A 24527-nucleotide genomic window follows, 5' to 3' on the forward strand; every position below is an offset into this window, starting at 1 on the left:
TTGAAATGAAACTTTATGTGGTGCAGATGAAAATTCTGCCGGGTAATGTGCCGGCGAATATGCAAACGATGAAGGCTGCTTTTGACCGTGCTAAGGCTGCCGAAGTCGATTGCGTTGTGTTTCCGCGAAATGCTTTGACGGGCCCTTCTAACAAGGCTCTTCCTGTCGATTGGGCGGAAATCCGTAAGTATGCAGGCAACATGCCATTCTTCTTGTGCGGCGACGTGCTCGATGATACTCCGCTTTTGAATATAGCGCATGTGACGCATGGCAGCGATTTTTATGTAGTGGGCCGCCGTGAAGTCGAAAATAAGGAACTTTCGCATTTGGCAAAAGACTGCGCGATGCCGGTCGTGTGCTTGAACGGTGTTGGGACCGACAATACCGGTAAGAACATTTATGCGCTCTCTGGTGGAAGCCGCGTGTTCGATTGCGATGGTAAGGTTGTCTTTGAAATGCCGCTCTTTAGCGAAGCTGAAGCTGTTGTTGAATTTATCGATGGCAATGTGCAAGTTTATGCGGAATCGGCAAAGCCATACCCGAGCGAAATTGCCGAAATTCATGATGCGCTAGTGTTCATGATTCGTGAAAACTTGAAAATGTTCCACATTTCGCGCATGGTGATTGGCGCTAGTGGCGGTATCGATAGTGCTGTTTCAGCCGTGCTTTATTCTGAAGCGATTGGACCGGAAAATGTGTTCCTCGTGAACATGCCGACGCGCTTCAATTCCGATACGACGAAGAATGCTGCTCGCGACTTGGCCGAGAACTTGGGAACGCCTTACATGGTCGCTCCGATTTCTGACATTATAGAATCAGTTTGCCATACACTTGAACGTTGCTCTTTTGTGCGTAACGATACCGTGATGAAGGTCGCGGGAATCAACCACGAAAACTTGCAGGCGAGGACTCGTTCCGCTTCTATCCTTTCAACGGTCGCGTCAGTAGTGGGCGGTGGCGTCACTTGCAATGGCAACAAGAGCGAAGCGATGGTTGGCTACTGCACGTTGTACGGCGATTCTTGCGGCGTGATGTGCGCTATTGGCGACTTGTGGAAAACGCAAGTCTATGAACTCGCTCGTTATATCAACCGCGATAAGGAAATTATCCCGAAGGCATCGATTGATATTCCGGCGAGCGCAGAACTTTCCGAAGCGATGAACGTGGACGAAGGCAAGGGCGACCCGATTCTTTATCCGTACCACGACAAGCTTTTTGCGATGTGGGTCGAGAAGGGGGTAAGTCTGAACTTTACCGAAAAACTGTTGCTGGAAGGGACGCTTTGCGAAACGCTCGGTGTCGATGCGGCTTACTTCAAGTCGAAGCTCCCGACGGTTGAAGCAGCCCTCGAAGACATGCGCCTTTGGTACCGCCGTTTCAAGGGACTTGCATTGGCGAAGCGTATCCAGTTCCCGCCGATACTTTCTGTGAGCGGACACGCCTTCGGCGGCGAATACCGCGAAAGCCAGGTGAGTGGTTAGTGATTAGTGGTTAGTTAACAGGGTTGCTGTCATCCTCGCTTTGGCGAGGATCCATACGATTCCAATAGCGTTTACAAAATGTATGGATCCTCCTTCGGAGGATGACTTTGCCGCAATAGAAGCCTCCCTTTGAGATTGTGGGGACTGAACTCAACTTTTACAAGCCAGCTTTTTATACCTCAGAGGCGCGAAGTGCCGATCTCATTCCTCAAAGCGAGCTAACTTCTAGTAGCTTAGAGCTTAGAACTTAGAACAATGCACTTCTCTCTAAGTTCTAAGAGCGCAGCGGTCTAAGTTCTGCCAACTAAGTTCTGCCTACTGACCACTTCCTACCGTCTACCGTCTACTGTCTACTTCCTACTTCCTACTTCCTACTAATTTTTCTACATTTGTGCTTCAATGTTCAACCGCGGGTTCGCCTGCGATTATAAAGGATATTTATGAAAATTGCTGAAAAAACAGTCGTTCAGATGCATTACACCCTCAAGTCTGACGAAGGCGCCGTGATCGATTCTTCGGAAGGTCGCGAACCGCTCCAGTACATCCAGGGCATGCACATGATCGTTCCGGGTCTCGAAAAGGCAATGGTCGGTCACGATGTGGGCGACAAGTTTGATGTTGTCGTGATTCCGGCCGAAGGTTACGGCGAATACGATGAACGCATGACTCAGGAAGTCCCGCTCAACGTGTTCCAGGGAGTCGACAAGGTCGAAGCTGGCATGGCTTTCTTTGCCCAGACTCCGGGTGGTCCGATGCAAATCCGCATCAAGTCCGTTGGCGAAAAAACTGCTGTTATCGATGCTAACCACGAACTTGCGGGCAAAAACCTCAACTTCGCTATTGAAGTTGTGAGCGTGCGCGAAGCTACCGAAGATGACCTTAAGCCGTTTGAACACCATTGCTGCTGCGGTGGCCACGAAGGTGAAGATCACGAATGCAAGTGCGGCGAAGAAGGTCACGAATGCGAATGCGGTGGTCACGGCAACAAGGAAAACTGCGATGGTAACGGTGGTTGCGGTTGCCCCAACCATGATAAGCATCACGGCAAGTAATGCTTCGGGCTTGGCCCGCTAGTATTGCTCAAAAAAATTTGAAAAAAGGCTTGAACTCTTTGTACGTTCTGGCCTTTTTTTATTTAATTTAAAATAAGGAGTGTGGTTAAAATCACTAGAGGATGCCGTATGCGCTTTGCTAAAATCTTATCTGTGGCCGCGTTGCCAATGTTCCTGTTTGCTTGTAGCGATGACAATTCGTCGCTTAAAGTCAATAATCCTGAAGGCGAAACTCCGCAGGACTCTTCAAAGGTTGAACCGCCTCCTAATATCCCCGATGAAGATTTGAAACCGATTGCTAGGGATTTTTCCTCGATTTGGAGCGGCAATGGTACGGTCGAAGATCCGTTCCTTGTGACGAATGAAAAACAGTTGGCTTCGATTGCTTTTTATGTCAACGATTCCTCGATGACTTTTAAGGACAAGTTCTTTAAGGTAACAGCGGATATCGCTCTTACAAAAGCTTGGAGCCCGATTGGAATTTTTGGAAAGAATCCTAATGGTTTGGGTAACCGCGTCTTTAGCGGTTCTTTTGATGGCGCCTCCAAGACTATTTCTGGATTGACGATTAACGATACTGCTGCGTATACAGGTCTTTTTGGACTTGTTCGCGGTGCTCGTATTAGCAATGTTGTCATTAAGGATGCCAAGGTGAATGTTGGCTCTGTTGCTGGTGTGCTTGCTGGTTTGGCGGATTCTGTGACGGTAGAAAATTGCACGATTGATAATGCCGAAATCAAGGGTACGGAACATGTCGGTGGCTTGGTTGGCGAAGCCAAGTACGTTACTGTAACGAATATTGCGGTGACGGGTTCTGTAAGTGGCACAAACAATGTTGGTGGTGCTATGGGCAGCGTGCAAAACGGAACGCTCACGAATTTGACAAATTCTGCTACTGTGACTGGTAAATCTACTGTTGGCGGTGTTGTCGGCGGTTCTTCGAGCGTAGGCGACGAAAGCTCTATTTCCATGGCTTTGAACTATGGTGCTGTGTCGGGAACAAAGGATGTCGGTGGTGTTGCTGCAAAAATTTCAACGACCAAGATGGAACGTGTCGGCAACTATGGCGCCTTGACTGCGGACGAAAGTTCGATGAGCAATGTCGGTGGTGTTGTCGGTGTGGCTTCGAACAAATCTGTTATCAATGAAGTATTCAATGCAGGAACCATTACGATAACGAAGGTGATGGCTGCTGGAGGCGTCATTGGTAGCTTGAAGGCTGTTACGGCAACTAATGTGTTTAATCAGGGTGAAATTTCTGGTCAAGCATCCAACTTAGGAGGCCTTGTTGGTATTGTAGATAATGATGCTAAACTGGAATCGGGTTATAACTCGGCTAAGGTTCCTGATAATAATCTTTCTGGAATGGTGGCTGGCAAGGTTGCTTCGACCGCAACGGTTACGAACGTTTATTATGACAAGACCGTTGGCGGCTCGTGCCTCGTTGTTGCAAACCAAATGGGTATGGAACTTCCGACCGGATTTACGACCGAAGAAATGAAGGCGGCGACGTTTGTGGCGACTTTGAATGGCGCTGGCGCCGTTTGGGCAATCGATCCAGCTAAGTTTGGCGGCTATCCGTCCTTTAGCTGGGCCAAGTAATTTCTACATTTAGAACATGGCTAAAAAGAAAAAATTTTGGAAGTCGCCTTCTGCCGAGGCGGCTTTTCGTGGTAAAGAAGACAATCTCCGCAAAACTCTTCGCGAGATTGTAAGTGGTCAGAGCAGTTTGTTGCACCGTCCGGACGATTTGTACGAGGCGATTGCGAACGGTCTTGATGAAATCGAAAAAATCAAGGATGTCAAAGTCCAGCTGGAACTTTTGGCTTGGACGCTTCGTGCCGATTTCTTGGCGTTCAAGGCGGATGACGAAGAAATGGATACGTGGAACGATTTGTTCTACGATGCAGGAACATTCTTTATTGAAGTCGCAAAAACTTATGACGACAAAGATTACGTTGCCGACTTGATTCACGATTTGGCAGTGCGCCATGTGGGTGGGGAAGGCCGCGAGGTCGTGTTCCTCTCGATTGAAGATGTGATGCCGGTTGAACGCGCTAAGGCTTTGATTGTCGAACTGCTTGGCGTGATTGACGCCACGGAACTTGAAAATCGCGAAGATGTTCTCGATGCCATTTGCGACATGGCCGATGCTATCAAGGATACCGAAAATTTTGCGAAAGCTTCGCTTTACAAGGATCCGGACAAGAGCAATGCTACGCTTATCGACATTGCGAACTCTTACTTTGTCGCAGGCGATATTGCGATGGCCAAGCAATGGCTTGGCGATGTGAAGGATCCAGGCGCTGAAGACGAAGAAGCGTTCCTCGATTTGCAGGCCGCCATTGCCGACCGCGAAGGCCGCAAGACGGATTGTCTCAAGTTCGCCACGCGTTTGTACGAATGCTTCCCGAAGGTCATGAACCTTTCGAGACTTTGCATGCTCAAGAGCGGTTCGGAACTCGATAAGCTTTTGATTGACCATGTGAAGTACCGCAGCAATGCTTGCGACACGAGCTACATGATGCTCCTTGCGAACCTCAAAAAGTTTGAGTTGCTGGGCCAATACGTCAATCACTTCGAAAAGGAATTGCCTGCGCAAGACGCCGCTGAATTGAATGCGATTTCGGATGAACTCGAACGTGCGGGCGAAAAGGAACTCGCGAAGCACATCCGCGAATGGACCGTCGAAGAACCCGAAGACGCTGAAGCCTTTGACGACAAGGAATAGCGATTACTGCGATAAGCCGGGCGTTGCGGGCTGGCGTCTGAAGCCCGCTAGAGAGGGTGATGGATGGTTCGGCAGGCTCACCAACCTTTTCTATGTCATTAGCCTGACGAAACAGAAATCAGGGGGAGACTTCCCCCACCTAACAACTTCCTACCGTCTACTTCCTACCGTTTACTCTAAGTTCAGCCAACTTTCTTTCGTCTTTGACCTTTCGCTTCGCTCAAGTTCCAAATGCTAACCTCGGTCATGTCAAAACAAGTTTTGCCGCGACTCTCGGAGGACGCATTTGTCGTCTATCCATAATCACTTTCTACTTCCTACTGTCTACTAATTACTATTTTTATAACATGAATTCTTCTAAAAAAGTCCTTTTATACGATACAACTCTCCGTGACGGTAACCAAGACCGTAAAATAAGTCTCTCTTTAGCCGACAAGGTGCAGATTGCACGAATTTTGGACCATTTTGGATTTGACTATATTGAAGGCGGTTGGCCGAACCCCAGCAATCCGACAGACGAAGAATTTTTCAAGCTTATCAAGGATGTAAAGCTCAAGCACGCAAAGATTGCCGCTTTCGGTTCTACGCGTCGTCCTAAAATTTTGCCGGAAAATGATCCGCTTTTGCAGGCTTTGATCAAGTCCGAAGCTCCGGTCAAGACGATTTTTGGTAAGAGCTGGGATTTGCATGTAACGGATGTGATTCGCACGACGCTTACGGAAAACCTCGACATGATCGAGTCTTCTGTGGCATACCTCAAGGAATATTCTGAGGAAGTGATTTACGATGCCGAACACTTTTTTGATGGCTACAAGGCAAATCCGGAATACGCGATTGAAACGCTCCGAGCCGCAGAAAAGGGCCATGCCGATTGCATCGTGCTTTGCGATACGAACGGTGGAACGATGCCGTGGGAAATCGAAAAAATCATAGCGGATGTGCAAAAGCATATTTCTACTCCGCTTGGCATCCATGTGCATAACGATAGCGGACTTGCTGTTGCGAACTCGCTCTACGCCGTGAAGGCCGGTTGCTTGATGGTGCAGGGCGTGGTAAACGGTTACGGTGAACGTTGCGGTAATGCAAACCTTACGACGATTGCTGCCGATTTGAAGTTCAAGATGGACCGCGATTTTGCTGCCGCTAAAAAGTTGAGCCATTTGCGCCAGCTGAGCGGCAACATCGACCAGATTGTGAATTTGCCGAGCGACGTGCATGCTCCGTATGTGGGCGATGCCGCATTTGCCCATAAGGGTGGTGCGCATATCGATGGCGTCATGAAGGTTTCTCGCAGTTTTGAACATATCGACCCGCATTCCGTGGGTAATGATCGCGTGTTTGTGACGAGCGACCAAGCGGGTGGTTCTCTTGTTGTGGAAAAACTCAAGGCTATCAAGCCGGGTATCGACAAGAAGGATCCGCTGGTAGCAAGCCTCCTCAAAGAAATCAAGGAACGCGAAAACGCTGGCTGGCATTTTGACAGCGCCGAAGCAAGCTTTAAGTTGCTCGTTTATCGCCACTTGGGAATGGTCAAAGAACCGTTCAAGGTGCTCAACTACCGCGTAATCGAAGATAAGACTCCGCAGGGTGTTTCTGTATCGCAGGCAACGGTCAAGCTTCAGGTGGGTGACAAAATCAGTCATCAGGTGAGCGAAGGGGATGGTCCGGTGAACGCTCTCGATGCAGCTCTCCGCAAGGCACTTTTGCCGTTCTTCCCGTGCATGGAAAGCGTACGCCTCGACGACTTCAAGGTGCGTGTGCTCGGTTCCAACGTGGCATCCGATGCGACGGTTCGCGTATGGACAACGTTTGGCGATGAACACGGCTACTGGAACATGGTCGGTGTTTCGAGCAACATCATTGCTGCTTGCTGGACTGCTTTTGTCGATGGCCTTACATACAAGATTCTGATTGAAGACAAGGTCATTGCAAACGCTTACAAGCACATTGATGTGGCATCCGCGTCTGGTGCAAAATAGAGTTTTAATAGAAGGTTCGTGAAAATGAAAATCGTAAAAGTTACTCCGAAGTCTCAAGAGATTGACAGAATTTGTGGTCGTGAAGTTGCTCCGAGCAAGGAAATTCACGACAAGGTCATGGATATTCTCGCCGACATCAAGAACGGCGGTTATGCGAAGGCTGTGGAATACGCCCAGAAGTTCGATGGTCTGAAGGGTAAGAACCTCCGCGTCTCCGAAGCCGAAATCAAGAAGTCTGCTGCCAAGTGCCCGCCCGAAATGCAACGCGCTCTTAAGCAGGCGATTAAGAACGTTCGCGATTTCCACGTGAACCAGATGGAAGATTCCTGGCTCATGGAAGGGAAGGACGGCGTGGTTCTCGGTCAGCGAATCCGCCCGATGAAGCGTGTTGGCCTTTATGTTCCGGGTGGTGCAGGCATTTACCCGAGCACGGTGATTATGAATGCGGTTCCGGCCATTGTCGCTGGCGTCAAGGACATCGTTGTCGTGACTCCGATCAAGGGCGAAATCAACCGCGCTGTGGCTTTTGTGCTTTGCGAACTTGGCATTACCGAAGTTTACCACATCGGTGGCGCTCAGGCTATCGGCATGCTTGCTTATGGTGCCAAGGATGCTAAGGGCAAGGTTGTCGTGGAACGCGTCGATAAGATTGTGGGCCCGGGTAACGTCTTTGCCGCTGTCGCGAAGAAGGAAGTTTTTGGCATTGTCGATATCGACATGGTTGCAGGCCCGTCCGAAGTGCTCGTGCTTGCTGATAACACCTGCGATCCGGATTTTGTCGCTGCCGACCTCTTGAGCCAAGCAGAACACGGTTCTGGCTTCGAAGCCGCTATTTGCATTACGGACAACATGGAAACCGCACAGATGATTAGCGAATGTGTGGACATCCAGGTTGAAAATTCCCCGAAGAAGGAACTCCTCACGAAGGTGCTCGACAACTTCGGTCGCATCCTCGTGGTAAAGGATTGGTTCGACGGCGTTGCCATTGCTAACGCCATTGCTCCGGAACACATGGAAATTATGACGGACGAAGCTGAAACGATGGCTGCCCAGATTGAAAATGCGGGCGCCGTGTTTATCGGTCCGTGGTCTTCTGAACCGGTGGGCGACTACTTTGCTGGCCCGAACCACGTTCTCCCTACAAACGGCACGGGTCGCTTCTTCAGCCCGCTCGGTGTTTATGACTTCCTCAAGCGCATGAGCATCATCAAGTATTCCGAAAAGGCCATCAAGAAGAACGCGAAGGCAATCGCTGTCGTGGCAAACGAAGAAGGCTTCATCCACCACGCCGCCGCTGTCCTCAAGAGACTTTAATCGCGAATTGTCATGCCCGCCGGAGCCTGTGCTGAGCGCAGTCGAAGTAAGCGGGCATCTCCCGGCAGTGATGTCATTCCGGCCTCCGAGCCGGAATCTCCTTACACAGTTCTATTTTCATTTTATGAAACGGCTCCGCATTTTGCGGAGCTTTTTCCGTTTGAAAATATCCTCAAATTGCTATATTTGGGGCGGTAAATATTTAGGCTAAAAGAGGTCAAAATGCTCATTCTTCGTGGTACTCCGGCTCTGTCGGATTTCCGTCTGCAAAAGCTTTCATCTGATTTTAAGGCCGCTGGGATTCCGGTTGCATCTGTCTATGCCGAATTCCTCCATGTGGTGGATCTGTCCGCCGACCTGACCGCTTCCGAAAAGGAAACGCTCGAAAAGGTCCTTCATTACGGCCCGATGCGCGAAGTCAAGGCGCTCGAAGGTGAACTCTTTGTGGTCTGCCCGCGTCCGGGTACGATCAGCCCGTGGAGCTCGAAGGCTACCGATATCGCTCACATTTGTGGCCTCCCGGCAATCAAGCGCATCGAACGCGCTATTGCTTATTACGTGAAGTTTGAAGGTGCTGCTCCAGCTGGCGCCCGCGAAAAGATTACGGCCAAGATTCATGACCGCATGACGCAGGCCGTGTTTGCCGATACTGCATCTCTCGAAGTTTTGTTCAGCAAGGAAGAACCGCGTCCGCTTAACGTTGTGCCGGTGCTTACCGAAGGCCGCGACGCCCTCGTGAAGGCCGACAAGGAAATGGGCCTTGCCCTCTCCGCCGACGAAATCGATTATCTCGTCAAGAATTTCACTGAACTCAAGCGCAACCCGACCGATGTTGAACTTTACATGTTCGCTCAGGCCAACTCGGAGCACTGCCGCCACAAGGTGTTCGGTGCCGAATGGACCATCGATGGCGTGAAGCAGGACAAGTCCCTGTTCCAGATGATCAAGAACACTTACCAGCTCCACAATTCCAACATCTTTAGCGCCTACAAGGATAACGCTGCTGTGATGAAGGGCGCTACGGCTGGACGTTTCTACGCCGACCCGCGCAACAACAAGTACGACTTCCACAACGAAGAAGTCGATATCTTGATGAAGGTCGAAACCCACAACCACCCGACGGCTATTTCTCCGTTCCCGGGTGCAGCAACGGGTAGTGGTGGCGAAATCCGCGACGAAGGTGCAACGGGTAAGGGTTCCAAGCCGAAGGCCGGCCTCACGGGCTTTAGCGTTTCGAACCTCAAGCTTCCGGGTGCCGTTCAGCCGTGGGAAAAGGACTTTGGTAGTCCGTCTCGCATTGCTTCCGCTCTCGACATCATGATTGATGGCCCGCTCGGTGGTGCCGCGTTCAACAACGAATACGGCCGTCCGAACATCCTCGGTTACTTCCGTACGTTCGAACAGGAAGTTTCTTCTGAAAAGGGTACCGAAGTCCGCGGTTACCACAAGCCGATTATGCTTGCTGGCGGTCTCGGTAACATCAAGCACCAGCATATTGAAAAGGGCCACATCGACCCGGGTGACCACTTAATCGTTCTCGGTGGTCCGGCTATGCTCATCGGTCTTGGTGGCGGTGCAGCTAGCTCTGTTGCTAACGGTGCCGGTAACGAATCTCTCGACTTTGCTTCTGTGCAGCGTGAAAACCCGGAAATGGAACGCCGCTGCCAGGAAGTCATCGACCGCTGCTGGGCGATGGACGAAGAAAACCCGATTACGTTTATTCATGACGTGGGTGCAGGTGGACTTTCTAACGCCTTCCCGGAACTCGTGAACGATGGCGGCCTCGGCGGTAAGTTTGAACTCCGCAATGTGCCGAATGACGAACCGGGCATGAGTCCGTTCGAAATCTGGAGTAACGAATCCCAGGAACGTTATGTGATTGCAATCGCCGGCGACAAGCTCGATGTGTTCGACGCGATTTGTAAGCGTGAACGCTGCCCGTACGCAGTGGTGGGCGAGGCTATCCCAGAAAAGCACTTGACCCTTACGGACAAGCACTTCGGTACGACTCCGATTGACATGCCGCTGGGTGTGCTCCTCGGCAAGCCGCCTCGCATGATCCGCAATGAAAAGTCTCAGAAGCGCCCGCTCTCTTCTCAGGTGGTGCCGGCTGGCGTGACGGTGAAGGACCTTGCACATCGCGTGCTTGCTAACCCGACCGTTGCAGATAAGACGTTCTTGATTTCTATCGGTGACCGTTCCGTGACGGGTATGATTTGCCGCGACCAGATGGTTGGTCCGTGGCAGGTTCCGGTGGCTGACTGCGCCGTGACCAGTGCTACGCTTGATACTTACGAAGGTGAAGTCATGAGCATGGGCGAACGCGCTCCGATCGCTCTTATTTCTCCGGCTGCCGCTGCCCGCATGACGGTCGCTGAATCTCTTACGAACATGGCTGCCGCTTGCGTGCCTGATATGGGCCGCGTGAACTTGTCCGCAAACTGGATGGCTACGCCGAACTACGAAGGCGATGGCGCTGACTTGTACGAAGCCGTGAAGTCTATCGGTATGGAACTCTGCCCGGAACTTGGTATTACGATTCCGGTCGGTAAGGACTCCATGAGCATGAGTACCGTGTGGCAGGATGAAAAGGGTAGCCACCGCGTGACTGCTCCGATTTCTCTTGTGATTAGTGCCTTTGCTCCGTGCGCTGACGTTCGCAAGACGCTTACGCCGCAGCTCCTGCAGGACAAGGATTCGACCCTCGTTCTCGTGGACCTCGCTCGTGGCAAGAACCGCATGGGCGCATCCATTGCCGCTCAGGTTTACAACCTCCTCGGTGACAAGGCTCCGGATGTCGATTCCGCTAAGGAACTCCGCGCCTTCTTCGAAACGATCCAGAAGCTCAATGCCGATGGCAAGATTATGGCTTACCACGACAAGAGCGATGGCGGCCTCTTTACGACGGTTGTCGAAATGGCTTTCGCAGGCCACGTGGGCGTGACGCTCGACGCTACTGCTCTCAAGGGCAATGTGATTGACGCTTTGTTCAACGAAGAACTCGGTGCCGTTCTCCAGGTTGCAAACGCAGACCTCGCTGCTGTGAAGGCCGCATTTGAAGCTGTCGGTCTCGGCGATACCGTTTCTGAAATCGGTAAGCTCAACGATACGTACAACATTGTGATTGGCGACTACGCCGAAGGCCTCTCTGACCTTCGCGCCATCTGGAGTGATACGACTCGCCGCATTGCCGCTCTCCGTGACAATCCGGAATGTGCCGAAAGCGAATACAAGCTCAAGCTCGAACAGGACGATCCGGGTATCACGCCGAAGGTCACGTTCGATCTCGCTGCTAGCGCCAAGGTCATTAAGGATTACGCAAGCCGCCCGAAGATGGCTATCCTCCGTGAACAGGGCGTCAACGGCGAACTCGAAATGGCTGCTGCATTTGCAAAGGCTGGCTTCGAATCTATCGACGTTCACATGACGGACATTCTCGAAGGTCGCGTAAGCCTCAAGGACTTTAACGGTCTCGTCGCTTGCGGTGGCTTTAGCTACGGTGACGTTCTCGGTGCAGGCGAAGGCTGGGCCAAGAGCATCTTGTTCAACCCGAAGGCTCGCGCTGAATTCGAAGCTTACTTCAACCGCAAGGATACCTTCACGCTCGGCGTTTGCAACGGCTGCCAGATGGTCTCGAACCTCAAGGATTTGATTCCGGGCGCCAAGCATTGGCCGCGCTTTGTGCAGAACATCTCCGAACGCTTCGAAGCCCGCTTCTGCTCTTTGAAGGTCGAAGATACTCCGGCTGTGCTCCTCAAGGGAATGGCTGGTTCTGTGCTCCCGATCGCTGTTGCTCACGGCGAAGGCCGCGCGGAATTCGCTAGCCGGGTCGCCGCCGAGGAATGCTTAAAGACGGGTCTTGTGGCGCTCCGCTATGTGGACGGCAGGCACGAATACACCGAACGCTACCCGCTCAACCCGAACGGCTCTCCGTTCGGCATTAACGGCCTCTGCTCCGAAGACGGTCGCGCACTCGTCATGATGCCGCACCCGGAACGTGTGTTCCGTACTTGCCAGTACTCCTGGCATCCGGCTGAATGGGGTGAAGACGGCCCGTGGATGCAGCTCTTCCGCAACGGCCGCATTTTTGTGGGGTAATTAATTTGTCATCCTCGCGACCTGTGGTGAGCGAAGTCGAACCAAGGCGAGAATCCATACATTTCCTCAGTTAATACAAAACCGCTTCCTGCTTCACCGCAGGGGCTTTTTTTTTGTATAGCTTATTGTTAATAGTTTATGTGCTTTGTATAATAAAATATTGCTTACAAGGTTTTGTTATATTTTTGTTACAATTATCCAACAGTGAAATTTTTTTTTATGATAAATGATGAATTTTCAATAATTCACCAAAAAGAGGTAATTTATGGCAAATGAAATGGTTGTATTACAGGGTCAATCTTTCTCGATTGAACTGCAATCAATGCTTGGTTCCACTAATTATGGGTGGACTCTGACCAAACTTCCGCAGGGAATCGCCCTGCTGAGTACAGAAACAGCTCCGTTGGCTGCAGGGGTTGCACCTGTTATCCAACGATTCTGGTTTGGTGCTGTTTCCGCAACGGAAGATAAGGCTGAACTTGAATTTACGTTGGTTAATTTGACGGATATGTCCGCTGCGAAAAAGACGCATACAGTGCTTCTGAATGTGATTCCAAGCGATTCCGAAGAATTTGCAAAATTTAGCGAAAACACTAACGCTTCAATCAGAGCTGTCGCCGGCCCTGCAATGCCCTATGGCCTTGTTCTCGGTTCGGCCGAAGCTGTTGTTAAGTACGGTTATCCCTGCGGCGCAAATGAAACTGCTTTGATGAAGTACGGCTACCCTTGCGGTGTCAGTGATTTGCCTTTGATGAAGTACGGCTACCCTTGCGGTGTTAGTGATTTGCCTTTGATGAAGTACGGCTATCCTTGCGGTGTCAGTGATTTGCCTTTGATGAAGTATGGCTACCCTTGCGGCGCACAAGATGCAGCATTAAATAGAGAAGCCGCAATGATCTATGGCTTCAAGAGCAGTGCAAATGAAGCTGCTTTGAAGTACGGCTATCCCTGCGGTGCGAATGACGCTGTTTTGATGAAGTATGGCTATCCTTGCGGCGCACAAGATGCGGCTTCAAATAGAGAGGCTGCTATGATCTATGGCCTCAAGAGCAGTGCAAATGAAACTGCGTTGATGAAATATGGTTATCCTTGTGGTGTGCAGGACGCAGCTGTGAAGTACGGTTATCCCTGTGGTGCTCAGGATGCGGCTTTGAATAGAGAAGTTGCTATGGCATACGGTTTCAAGAGCTGTTCCAGTGAAGCTGCTTTGAAGTACGGTTATCCTTGCGGTGTTCAGGATGCTGCTTTGAAGTACGGTTATCCTTGCGGTGTTCAGGATGCTGCCTTGAAGTACGGTTATCCTTGCGGTGTTCAGGATGCTGCCTTGAAGTACGGCTATCCTTGCGGTGTTCAAGATGCTGCAACGAAAAAAGATGCTGCAATAATCTATGGCTTCAAGTGTGATTCGCAGAAGTCTGACTGTTAAATAAATCAGAATACATGATCAAAACAGCCTGCTGGCAATGGATGCTGGCCGGCTGTTTGGAGGTTTTTTAAATGGCAAATATTGGGTATCAACCCGTCACTGCAGTCTGGGAAGTAACGATGGGCTGCAACTTTCGCTGTGGGCATTGTGGTTCATCTTGTGAGGGCGCTCTCCCGGGACAATTGAGCACCGAAGAAGCTCTTGATTTATGTGATCAGATTGCAGATATTGGATTGAAATGGATTACCTTGTCTGGAGGCGAACCTCTTACGAGACAAGATACACCTGAACTGGTGAAACGACTTTCCGGTAATGGCGTTATCGTGAATATGATCACGAACGGTTGGCTCCTTGACGCAAAGATGGCGAAAAAGTTAAAAGAAAATGGTATTGCCACTGTTGCGATAAGCATTGACGGAACGCCCGAAATCCATGACAAAATCAGGAAAAAAGGTGCCTTTGAACATGCAAGGCAGGCTTTTGCTGCAATGAAGGAATTGGGAATAAAGACCGGTGCTGTTACGACCATTACGAAGCAGAACATGGATATTCTCCCGGAATTGAAGGAAGAACTTATTCGCATGGGCGTTAACACGTGGCAGGTTCAACTCGGTTTGCCTATGGGTAATTTGAAGGAACGCCCTGATTGGCTCCTTGAACCGAGACAGGTCAAAGACATCATTGATTTTTGCTACGATACGGCAAAAGAAGGGCGAATTGATATTTATCCTGCCGATTGTATTGGATATTATTCAATGAAGGACCTTGAAACAAGGCGTATGTCCTACAAGTCAAATGGTTATTCCTTGTGGGATGGCTGCAATGCTGGAATTCGCGGTTTCGGGATATTGCATAATGGCGATATCTTGGGTTGCACCTCGATTCGATCCAAGGAATTCATTGAGGGAAATATCCGCGAAAGAAAGCTCCGTGAAATTTGGGAAGATAAAAATGCATTTTTGTGGCGTCGTCAGATGACAAAGGACAAACTTTCTGGCTCTTGCAAAAAATGCATTTATGGTTCCAAGTGCCTTGGCGGCTGCCCGAATACGCGTCTCACGATGAAGGGTAGCATTTATGAGGAAAATGAATATTGCGCATACAACCTTTCTCTAAAGGAAAAGGAAACAAAGTATGGCAAGTGCGACAGTGCTGCTGCTTTGCTCAAACTGGCAGAAGCGTTGATTCCGCAGGGCAACTATCAGGAAGCCTCCTTTGCCTTGAAGCGTGCACAAGAACTGGAACCCAATAACGCCGATGTTTACAGGGCGATGGGTTACAGCGAATTCATGTGCGGTAACTATGAATCGTGCCTTGAAGCAAACGAAAAGGCTTTGAATATCAATAGCATGGATACTTATGCTATGGGTGGTCGAGCACTTGCCTTGTTTCGACTCGGGCAGACTGATGAAGGTTTGCGTGTTATGCAAGAGGCTGTCTCGTTGTCCGGAGGTCAGGATCCGAATCTTATCCAAGATCTCAGATATATGACATCCGACATGGCTGCAAAAGCTGCATACGCAAGTAAATAGCTTTGTTGCATTATGTCATCCCGGATTCGTCATCCTCGGAGCGAAGCGTAGGGGATCCATACTTGTCATCTCGGCCTTGTGTCGGGATCGTCTTCTTGCTTGAAAATCCGCTTCCTGCTTCACCGCAGGGGCGGTTTTTTGTATCACATTCAAACTATTTTAAAAGAATGCTTTTTCCATTCGTGAATCCATTGTGTTCAACACTGACTACATAACGATCGGCTGGCGCATTGCTAGAATCCCAGGAGATCCTATTTACCCCTTTTATAGCATGAGAAATTCGAACATTTGATACAATGATACCACTAGAATTTGTCACCGTAATAAGGGCTTCTCCAGCTGATTCTAGTTCAAAGCTAATGGATTTACGATCAACACCTTTCACTTTAATCTTTTCAGGTTCTTTTCCCTGGGCATCCGAGTTCGGATTCTTTTTGATCACATCCTTGTCAACATAAATGCAGTCCACTTTTTTTGTTTCTATGGTTGCATCTTCATCAATGACTTCACCTTGGTTCATAATTGCAACAAGTTTCTTGTCCGATTGAATAGTGCTAGCGTAAGATTCTAGATCGTCTCGCTTGAAGCCTTCGTTGTTCAGATTTTTTACAGTTAATTTTTCACGACGAATACTAGTTTCAAGAGTATCGCCATTATTGATAAAAACAATTTCTACCGGCTTATTTTTTTCACCACGTAGCAAATTCTGGACAACATCCATCTTTTTACAATATGTACTATTTCCGTTCACGGAAATAATTACATCACCTTTCTGTAACTTTGAATCAGCAGCAGGAGTTCCCGGAATAACACTCACAACCTCAGCACCTTTTTCAGCTGGTGTGATTGCAATACCAATACCATAAAATGTTTCATCTGCAATTGCGGAAGTTGCAACAACAGCTGCGATTGATACCATTTTTTCAAAACTATGCTTCATTATAATAATTCCTTTTTATCATCTGATTATTCATCTTTTCAGAAAAAATCCTTTTCGTTAGCGATAATGCGGTCTAGATTTTTCAAGGGGATTTTGTACAACCCCTCGTAAGATGCGGCGTAGAGCATACCATCTATCACATCACCACCATATATAAGCGCATCTGGAAGGATATGCTTTCCATTGATGGTTGCACCGACAATCTTTCTCCATCCTTTAGGAATATTACCATAGGGTTCTCCGTAATCGCCCATATATACCTTAGGATAGGATCGATTACCGAAAGAAAACAAGTGCACTCCATCAGACACTAGTGCGTGTTTATAAAGTATTGAATTGACATGAATTGTATAATCCAATGAATCCTTTGCAAAACTGTCCTTGTCATGAGGACTTAGAAAAAGACTATCCATTGAAACCCATTTATTATTGGAATGATCCCATTCATATACCAATCCACTCCATTCATCGGCGATAACCAATTTGTTTTTATGAATAAGGATGTCCATAATTGGGTTTGCAACAGTTTTTTTTGTATAATGAACTTTAGGAGGAAATGGCAATAATTTCCACGTTCTAGATCCTGATTCGAGTTCAAAAACGCCGTCTAGAGTTGCTGCATAGAACTTTCCATTCCACTCTACACCCTTATGAAATTGCAAGGGGATAATATCTGCATCATAAGTGTCATAATGAATAGGAGGAGTTTCCAAATCTATCCATGAGTCTCCATTCTGCAATCTCAGAACAGATTTGACTTCTTTTGTGACAGTATCTTTGAATCCTGCCAGGCAAACAATCAGGTTGTTTTCAAATTTGGCGATTCCATAGACCCCATATTCAATACCGTCAGAGGAATCGAGAACATTTATCTTTATCCACTCTTTACTATCCGGCAAATATTTCAACACATCACCCGTTGTTGTTCCAATATAGAATGCGGTTGAGTCCGAGTAAAGCGTATGTACAAAGCCTTTTGAAGGCACTGAAAGAGTATCCCAGTGATTTCCATTTACGGTAGATATAAAAAGGCGTGGAGCATGCACAAAATATCCGGGTTTTCCTTCTGCAGGAATACTCCAGGCATCTTCAACCATAATCCATGAACCTGAATGCAACACCTTTTGCAGGCCGCTGCCTCTTGTGTTGAGTGTTTCCATGTCAGGGGTAAAAACATTTACCCATCTATCTTGCGGAGTTTCCGTGGGTTCTGGATTCACACCAGGATCTTTAGTGCATGCAACATACAGTATACAAATAAATACAAGGTAAATAAGATTTTTCATACTAGTATCTCCAAGTGTAAAGAGGTGTCAACATGCTCGGTTCATCAAATGATTTACAACGTTCGACCGTAGGTACACTACCGAAAATAACATTATCTTCAGCATCGAGTAATGCCATACCGCAAACAGTCTTGTCTAAAGTACTCCAATCTTTCAAATGAATGCCAACATCGCCCTCATTTACGGATTCACCTGGGTACAGAATGAACTTTTTGAAGCTCATGACTAATTCCCATACATTTTCACCCATATTGGTAAGTGATGGAATTGAATTTGGTGTGTACCAATCATCTGTGGGAATATAAAGTTCCTTACCTTCGGGTACACGGAACCAAATCTTTGCCTTATAGTTTTGGAGAGATACAGAACCCGTATTCTTGATAGTAACTGCTGGTTTTAGATAATTCGTTTCATCAGGAGCTGAATCATGCCATGTCATGGTTGCTGTAGCTTGCGGGATTATTCTTTCATTAACACTCTTATAAGCACTAGGTTCCAGACCCCAAATAATATTATCATTTAGGTCGTAAACAACAATCTTTGAGTTTTTGGCTGGAATCCCATAACTATGGTCGGCTGACCAATCATTAACAAACTTATAGTTTGTCCAGTCTTCATAATGGATACGAATTTGCCAACCGTCAATATTAGGGAGAATACTACCTGCTGTTAGAACCTGATCGCTTGCATCAAGGACGAATCTCCATTGATCTCCCCCAAGGTTTTCTAAGGACACGGGAATCTTAGGATAATCAACCTCAACAACAGGCTTATGTGCAGGATCTGCTGTAAAATAATACGCAACCTTAAAACCTGCAATATCCTTTTTACTGTTGTTTGCAACAAGAATTCTGGGACGAGATGTGTTCTTTTCGTGTTGTTCGCGTGCTTCGCGATGGAGTACATATAAAGGACTGTTCTTAGTGACTTTATCCTTAGGAGAAACAGGTGGTGTCTGTGTAGAGGGATTTGCTGCGGTGCCTGTAGCCATTATTACATTGGGGGCGATTTCACCAGCTCCAACAACAACTGTAAAAGTAGTTGTTGCGGACAAATTGGAAAGCTGATAGTCCTTTTCGAAAGTTTTACCCGACTGGTTGGTGAATGTCACATGAAGAACTTGTCCAATACGTTTAATAGAAGGGCTGGTTGCTACAGAACCATCAAACAACGTTTCTTGGTGTTCTACTCCATTTTCATCTGTAAAGCGAACTATAGAACCTGTATCTGGAATATAACTTGCAGTAAGGGCGTAAGTTGCGTCACTAACTTTGATTTCATGGATTCCTTGGTTCAAGAAAATCGGAGCTGCATCAAAATCTCCTACAAAATCAACTGTTCCCATATTGAGGTAAATAATTTTCGAGGCATCATTATGTGCAACGTCGTCACAATGCTGATCCAATGCACATACAATATCAAGTCCCTGCATCGTAGCTCCCGCGATGTTTATGTTCAGTTCGTCTGAGCTAAAGGGACCATGAAGAATATCTTCCCAAGGAGCCATTGCATCATGGAAAACAAATCGTCTAGGATCAGTAAAAGCCGGGATGTTTTTTGGAGAAAGACCTTTACTGGGATCAACAAATTTTTGGCTAAATTCCGTCACAAGAGCATCGCTCTGGCCGAACCAAGTGTCTTGAATATCAACAAGAGCTTTCCACAATTCAGAATTTACTGTTTTTATAGAAGCTTTATTAATGTCAAAGCCTTCCTTCTTACTCATTTTTACAACAACATCATCAAAAAATTTACCAATAACAAAACACCCACTTGCATCATCTTCATAATCTTCGCACAATTTTTCTGCAGTATAAGAAACAGAACCTAGTAATGAAGAGAGAACTTGTGTTGATTTCGGAGAATACAATGGTAACATATTAACTTGTTCACCATTTGGCTTTTCTGGATAAGGAGGCTTTCCATTCATCACCATGTTAATTGTTTTTACAAAATCACCTTCAGGGTCCAAATGAAGTCCATTATGGCGAGAATAATAAAGGTCATTAGCTAAAGGTTCGAGCGTATCAATTTCTATAGTTTTAGCATTAGGTTCATTAATTATACCTTTAAGAGACACATTTGCAACATATTTCCCGATATAAGGGCCTTTAATAGTCAAATAAACTTTGTCAAAAGGATATGTGCTTGAGCCGACAGCCAAGCCAAGGACATTACATGATGGCATACCGCTAATCAAAAATATTTCACAAAAGCCTGTATTATCAGCTGTTATTTTTTCCGTAATGGCGGAGACATAGTTTATCCAGTCCATGTCTAATTCTGCTTTAACAAGTTCATGTTCTGGAGGATTTGCTGTTTTAGAAGCATCTAAATCTTTAACAATCTTTTTCAAACCAGAAAATTTTTCTGAAATATCATCAGGATTAGTAGTAGCTAATTCTGATCCAAAATGAGGCGTATCTACGGTAATAACTTTACGGACATGATTTGCTGCATTTGCTGTTCCTGTACCATCTTCCCCTGGATCTATTTTTAAGCCGCGAAACATTTCTCTAATAGTAAGGCCGCCTTGACTATGTCCAATCAAGTCTATATAAGTTTTTTCATTAGTTGTCCAGTCAATATCCTTTGACCCATAAAAATCATTCAGAACCTCTTTAATTCTTTCGTATAATCTCTTGGATTGGGAAGGTGTTGCATCCCAAGATGGCCTTGCTTCTATCCAATTTCCGTCCTTATCATATTCACCAGGCGTTTGGTAGAAATAAATACCGTTTTTATTGATTGCATCACCGGTATTAGGAATATTGTATGTTCTTGCAAGAATATCTGGTGCAGATCCGTTTTCATAGGATTTTACAAGAGCTTTCATGAATTCTGGCTGCGCTTTTTTTTCGCATCCATCGCATGGCTTTGGTGCATTTGATTTTACACCCCATATTTCATAATCACTATTTAAACCGTGTACAAATAAAATCGGATGTGCAAGAGTTTTTCCCGGTTCACCTTTATAGGTCCACGCAGGAAATTCAACTTGTCTTCCTTCCCATGCCTTAATTAGGTTTTTGATGGGAGTAATATTTTTTCCATATGTATTTGCTTCTTTAAAGGATTCAAAGGAGTTCGTTGTGTAATTATATGTGTTGATATCTAGATTGTGAGGCTCCATATTATGATCTTTTTCAGTGGTGCAACCTGTCATACAAGTCCACAAATATTCCCTCCACTTAAACTTACCTTTATATGTAATTCTGTTTCCGCAAGTTATAGTATAATTCATAGTGTAATGAGCCATCCAATACTTGCGAGGAATTTTATAATGAATGTTGCCGATTTGACCCGAAATTTTTTCCACTTCTTTTTTGAGTTCTCCGACTAATGACTCAACATGGAAAACTCCATCTTTAAAATTATCTCCTGTCATGTTAACGATATCACGACAATAACCTTGTGGAAGGTAATGATTATCATCGTATGTAACAATCAAATCCTTGGTAACCTTCACACCCGGTCTCACAATTTCTTTTATCCAATCAGGATTATCTGAATTACCGGAACCTGGCAAAATTTCTGACACGGCAAAGTCCCATTTTTCCAAAGCATTACTAGTGCTAACAAGGAATAGTAATGCAGGAATAACAATTTTTAATAAATTTTTAAACATAAAATATCCTCAAGGATTAGTCTGTTCTAAAAAATAATGGAGGATATATATAAATTTATTTGGAATGTGTCAATTTTTTTTTGTTGTTGTTTGTAAAAAATAGTTTATTTTAGTGTTAGGTTTAGATGGCGTAAGCACTAAGAAAAAATGGCGTGAAAAAAGTGAAAGTACAATGAAATCTCTCGTTATTTATGTTCACGGGAAAGGCGGCAACGCCGACGAAGCGAATCACTACAAACCCCTTTTCCTGAACTGCGATGTCATCGGTTTTGATTACAAGTCCGTAACTCCTTGGGACGCCAAAAAAGAATTCTCGTCTTACTTTGATTCCGTTTCTGCGGGCTATGACGAAGTTTTCTTGATTGCAAATAGCATAGGGGCGTTCTTCTTGATGAACGTGCTTGGCGATAAACGTATCAAGCAAGCCTTCTTCATTTCGCCGATGGTCAACTTGGAAAAGCTGATTTGCGATATGATGGCATGTGCGGGCGTTTCGGAGGCTGAACTCCGCGAAAAGAAAACGATTGCGACATCTTTCGGTGAAACGCTTTCGTGGGAATACCTTTGCTACGTGCGGGAAAATCCAATCCAGTGGAACATTTTTACTTTCCTTTATTAAATCTATGAAAGGCTATGTTGCTATATTGCAAACATGGCTTATTATAAATATTTTTTGCTGTTGCTTGCAGTTTCTTTTCTGCATCCTTGTGATGCGAAGCAAACGGAATCTGTTGTCGAATTATCTTCGGATGTAACACAAAGTTTTGAAGGCTTTGTTCGCGATACAAGCGCGTATGTCATGGTTGTGGATTCGAACGTTCACGATAGTGCCTTTAAAGAGACTCTAGTCCCTGTGGAAAATGGCGGCTTTGTAGAGTATTTTTCCAGATATCCGTATAAAAAAGAGACAAATAGAAATAAAATTTTCTTCGCCTATTCTGATTCCTTAAGCCCTTTTGTAAAAAGCCGTTCCGAAACATTTTCGTTCCTTGATGTTCTTACGTTTGCGTATGTCAATCGTTATCCAATGGAGATTTGCCCTGATGATATTTGGCTTATGATATTAGATGGCTTTCGCCTTCATGTAAAGAATAATCACAAAGCTTTGAAAAAAGTTTTTTTTGCCCCGGGTGCAGATTCTGTAATCTCAGTTCGTGATAAATCTTTGACGTATGAATCTACGCATCGGGAATGGTTTTGGACATTTGCAAATTTGTTTGAATCATTGCAGTCTAAATTGCCTTCAAAAACGGGGAATCCGCTAAAAACGAGGTTCTCGACAACGAGTCCGATAGATTACAATATTTCTCTGTCTATGGGAATGGCTGAACCTTCGCATTTCTATCCATATATCGATTGGACTACTTTTGGAATCCCCAAAATCAAGGTTAACGGAACTAAAGAGGATTGGATTCTGCTTAAGGAATCCTTTAACAAGTTGGCTTTGCAGTTGAATATGAAGTGGTGGGCAAAAGTCCTTAATCCAATTCTTGATGAATTTATCAAGATTTTTGACGGTAAAATAAATTTAGAACATTGGAAAGAAATTTACAAATATTATAAACGAGATGGGTGCTGTAGTACTCGCTTTGGCGGGTGGATTTCTAGGTTTTTCCCTTATAGGGACCGACTGATTCGCGATGGAAATGTACGCTCTGTAAAGCGTACGAATTGGAATGAAAGTATTAACTTTGATGACATTTCGCAGGGAATCTCGGTTGTCGATGTAGCTTGGCATTACTTAGATAGAACGATTCCTTTAAAGCTCTATACTGGTATTGTAGGAATCCAAGTCGATAACACGACTAAAATGTTGAAAGCGGCTAGAGGGTATGCTCTGATGTCCTATGGATTGCTGAATTTTAAGGAAATTGCTAAGGGAACGAAATATATTCCAGGAAAGACTCAACGCTTGCATGAAACTTTAGCGATTTCGGACTCTATGAATATTTATGGTGATAAAGGCTTGCTTTATTCAACCCATGACCTTGAAGAAATTGAACGCTTTGCGGAAATGTCTTATTTAGATAGGGAATATCTTGATTTTGATCTTGATTATGATAGTTGGGAATCTAAAATGAAGTTCGATTTTGGTAAACCAAATTTGGCGATTAATTTGTATCGAAATGGAGAGCTGCAAGACCATTTGTTTTATTATGCCCATCCTCAAATAGATGGTGATGGAGCAATGGTTTCGTTCAAAGGGGTTGGGTATTGGGAAAAAAATGCTGCCATCAAAAAGTTTTTTAAACAACGGAAAATTCCTATAAACGGAACAGTTAATGAATTTCCAAATGAAAAGACTCTCCCTAAATTCAATCTGGAAATATTTATCGATACGGTTATTTTAAAAGAAGGGAAAAAGTTTAATAAAAACATGGATAATCTTAGATTGGGGATAATTGGGACTTTGAAAAAATCATGTGGCTGGCGGATTGAAAGAGCTATATATCGTCATCATAAATATGATTTTAATGATTCTATTGTGGCTACAATTTCGTATAAGGATGAAGGACGCGTTGATTCTGTTTCTATGAATTTAAAACCTGAAATTAGTTCTTTTCAAGAAGAAATTCGTTCTATCTTGAAATATGCGTGGATGCCTCCAAATGTTCGCTTCGTTGTAGGTAGTGAAATTGCACAAGAAATTGTTGATAAGATCAAAGTCCGAATAACATTATCTAAAGATTATCGAATGGTATGCAAACAGAATGGGCTTATTTCAAAGGATTCTGTTGATGTGATTTCGAGGGCTTGGCATTTAAGTAAAGGAAAAGCCAAATCTCTTTGTAACGCAATTGATTTTTCGAAAGACCTTGCTACTGGTGAAATTTATCGCTATCAGTGTGAAAAGTTCGATGAAAAGGATGAAAAATTAAAATCGTCCAAAAATATTCAAGGTTTTGCAATTTTTAGTTTCGATAAATATAGCGGCTACGATCGTGAAATGTCGAAGAGAACTCTGAAAGACCTGTTCGTCTCTCTTAAAATTCCACCCTGCTTTGTGGAGGAATAAAAGCGTAATTGCTGATATGTGATCACTGTTGCCATGCCTGCATA

The 24527-nt window shown here is 45.8% G+C and carries 13 protein-coding genes and 1 pseudogene; 11 read left to right on the forward strand and 3 right to left on the reverse strand.

Annotation, left to right across the window (positions count from 1 at the left end):
* Positions 1-5: 5 nt before the first annotated feature.
* The 9 genes from nadE to HUF13_RS00635 all read left to right on the forward strand — a co-directional run bounded on the left by nadE (position 6) and on the right by HUF13_RS00635 (position 15613).
* Complete coding sequence (gene nadE / locus HUF13_RS00595) at positions 6-1481, forward strand: NAD(+) synthase (RefSeq protein WP_173473319.1); 1476 nt, start codon at positions 6-8, stop codon at positions 1479-1481.
* 440 nt (positions 1482-1921) lie between these two features.
* On the forward strand, positions 1922-2533 hold the full coding sequence (locus HUF13_RS00600; protein ID WP_173473320.1) for a peptidylprolyl isomerase: 612 nt from the start codon (positions 1922-1924) through the stop codon (positions 2531-2533).
* Between the two features lie 129 nt (positions 2534-2662).
* Positions 2663-4135, forward strand: coding sequence for a hypothetical protein (locus HUF13_RS00605; protein ID WP_173473321.1), 1473 nt, complete (start codon positions 2663-2665; stop codon positions 4133-4135).
* Between the two features lie 16 nt (positions 4136-4151).
* Entirely contained in the window at positions 4152-5264 is a 1113-nt protein-coding gene (locus HUF13_RS00610; protein ID WP_173473322.1) for a hypothetical protein, read from the forward strand.
* Positions 5265-5611: 347 nt separating this feature from the next.
* Positions 5612-7243 (forward strand): citramalate synthase, encoded by a 1632-nt coding sequence (gene cimA, locus HUF13_RS00615; RefSeq protein WP_173473323.1) that lies wholly within the window; start codon positions 5612-5614, stop codon positions 7241-7243.
* 24 nt (positions 7244-7267) lie between these two features.
* Positions 7268-8557: a histidinol dehydrogenase gene (hisD, locus tag HUF13_RS00620; protein WP_173473324.1), complete on the forward strand. Its 1290-nt coding sequence runs from the start codon at positions 7268-7270 to the stop codon at positions 8555-8557.
* A 222-nt stretch (positions 8558-8779) separates the two neighbouring features.
* Positions 8780-12655, forward strand: a complete 3876-nt coding sequence (purL, locus tag HUF13_RS00625; protein WP_173473325.1) for a phosphoribosylformylglycinamidine synthase — start codon at positions 8780-8782, stop codon at positions 12653-12655.
* 265 nt (positions 12656-12920) lie between these two features.
* Entirely contained in the window at positions 12921-14081 is a 1161-nt protein-coding gene (locus HUF13_RS00630) for a hypothetical protein (RefSeq protein WP_173473326.1), read from the forward strand.
* Positions 14082-14152: 71 nt separating this feature from the next.
* A complete protein-coding gene (locus tag HUF13_RS00635) occupies positions 14153-15613 on the forward strand; it encodes a radical SAM protein (RefSeq protein WP_173473327.1) in 1461 nt (486 codons plus the stop codon).
* Positions 15614-15767: 154 nt separating this feature from the next.
* On the opposite strand, the gene HUF13_RS00640 is transcribed toward HUF13_RS00635, so the two are convergent.
* The 3 genes from HUF13_RS00640 to HUF13_RS00650 are packed head-to-tail and all read right to left on the reverse strand — an operon-like array spanning position 15768 to position 21467.
* Positions 15768-16553: a PDZ domain-containing protein gene (locus tag HUF13_RS00640; protein ID WP_173473328.1), complete on the reverse strand. Its 786-nt coding sequence runs from the start codon at positions 16551-16553 to the stop codon at positions 15768-15770.
* Positions 16554-16591: 38 nt separating this feature from the next.
* The gene (locus HUF13_RS00645) at positions 16592-17839 is read right to left on the reverse strand and encodes a hypothetical protein (protein WP_173473329.1); all 1248 of its coding nucleotides are present in this window, start codon (positions 17837-17839) and stop codon (positions 16592-16594) included.
* A 1-nt stretch (position 17840) separates the two neighbouring features.
* Positions 17841-21467 (reverse strand): triacylglycerol lipase, encoded by a 3627-nt coding sequence (locus HUF13_RS00650; RefSeq protein WP_173473330.1) that lies wholly within the window; start codon positions 21465-21467, stop codon positions 17841-17843.
* Between the two features lie 172 nt (positions 21468-21639).
* Between HUF13_RS00650 and HUF13_RS00655 the strand changes: the two are divergent.
* Positions 21640-22083: pseudogene (locus HUF13_RS00655) on the forward strand (alpha/beta hydrolase); the annotation flags it as partial.
* A gap of 36 nt (positions 22084-22119) precedes the next feature.
* On the forward strand, positions 22120-24483 hold the full coding sequence (locus HUF13_RS00660) for a DUF4419 domain-containing protein (protein WP_173473331.1): 2364 nt from the start codon (positions 22120-22122) through the stop codon (positions 24481-24483).
* Positions 24484-24527 lie beyond the last annotated feature (44 nt).

Origin of the sequence: Fibrobacter succinogenes (genome assembly GCF_902779965.1) — a bacterium.
In the GTDB taxonomy this organism is placed as follows: domain Bacteria; phylum Fibrobacterota; class Fibrobacteria; order Fibrobacterales; family Fibrobacteraceae; genus Fibrobacter; species Fibrobacter succinogenes_F.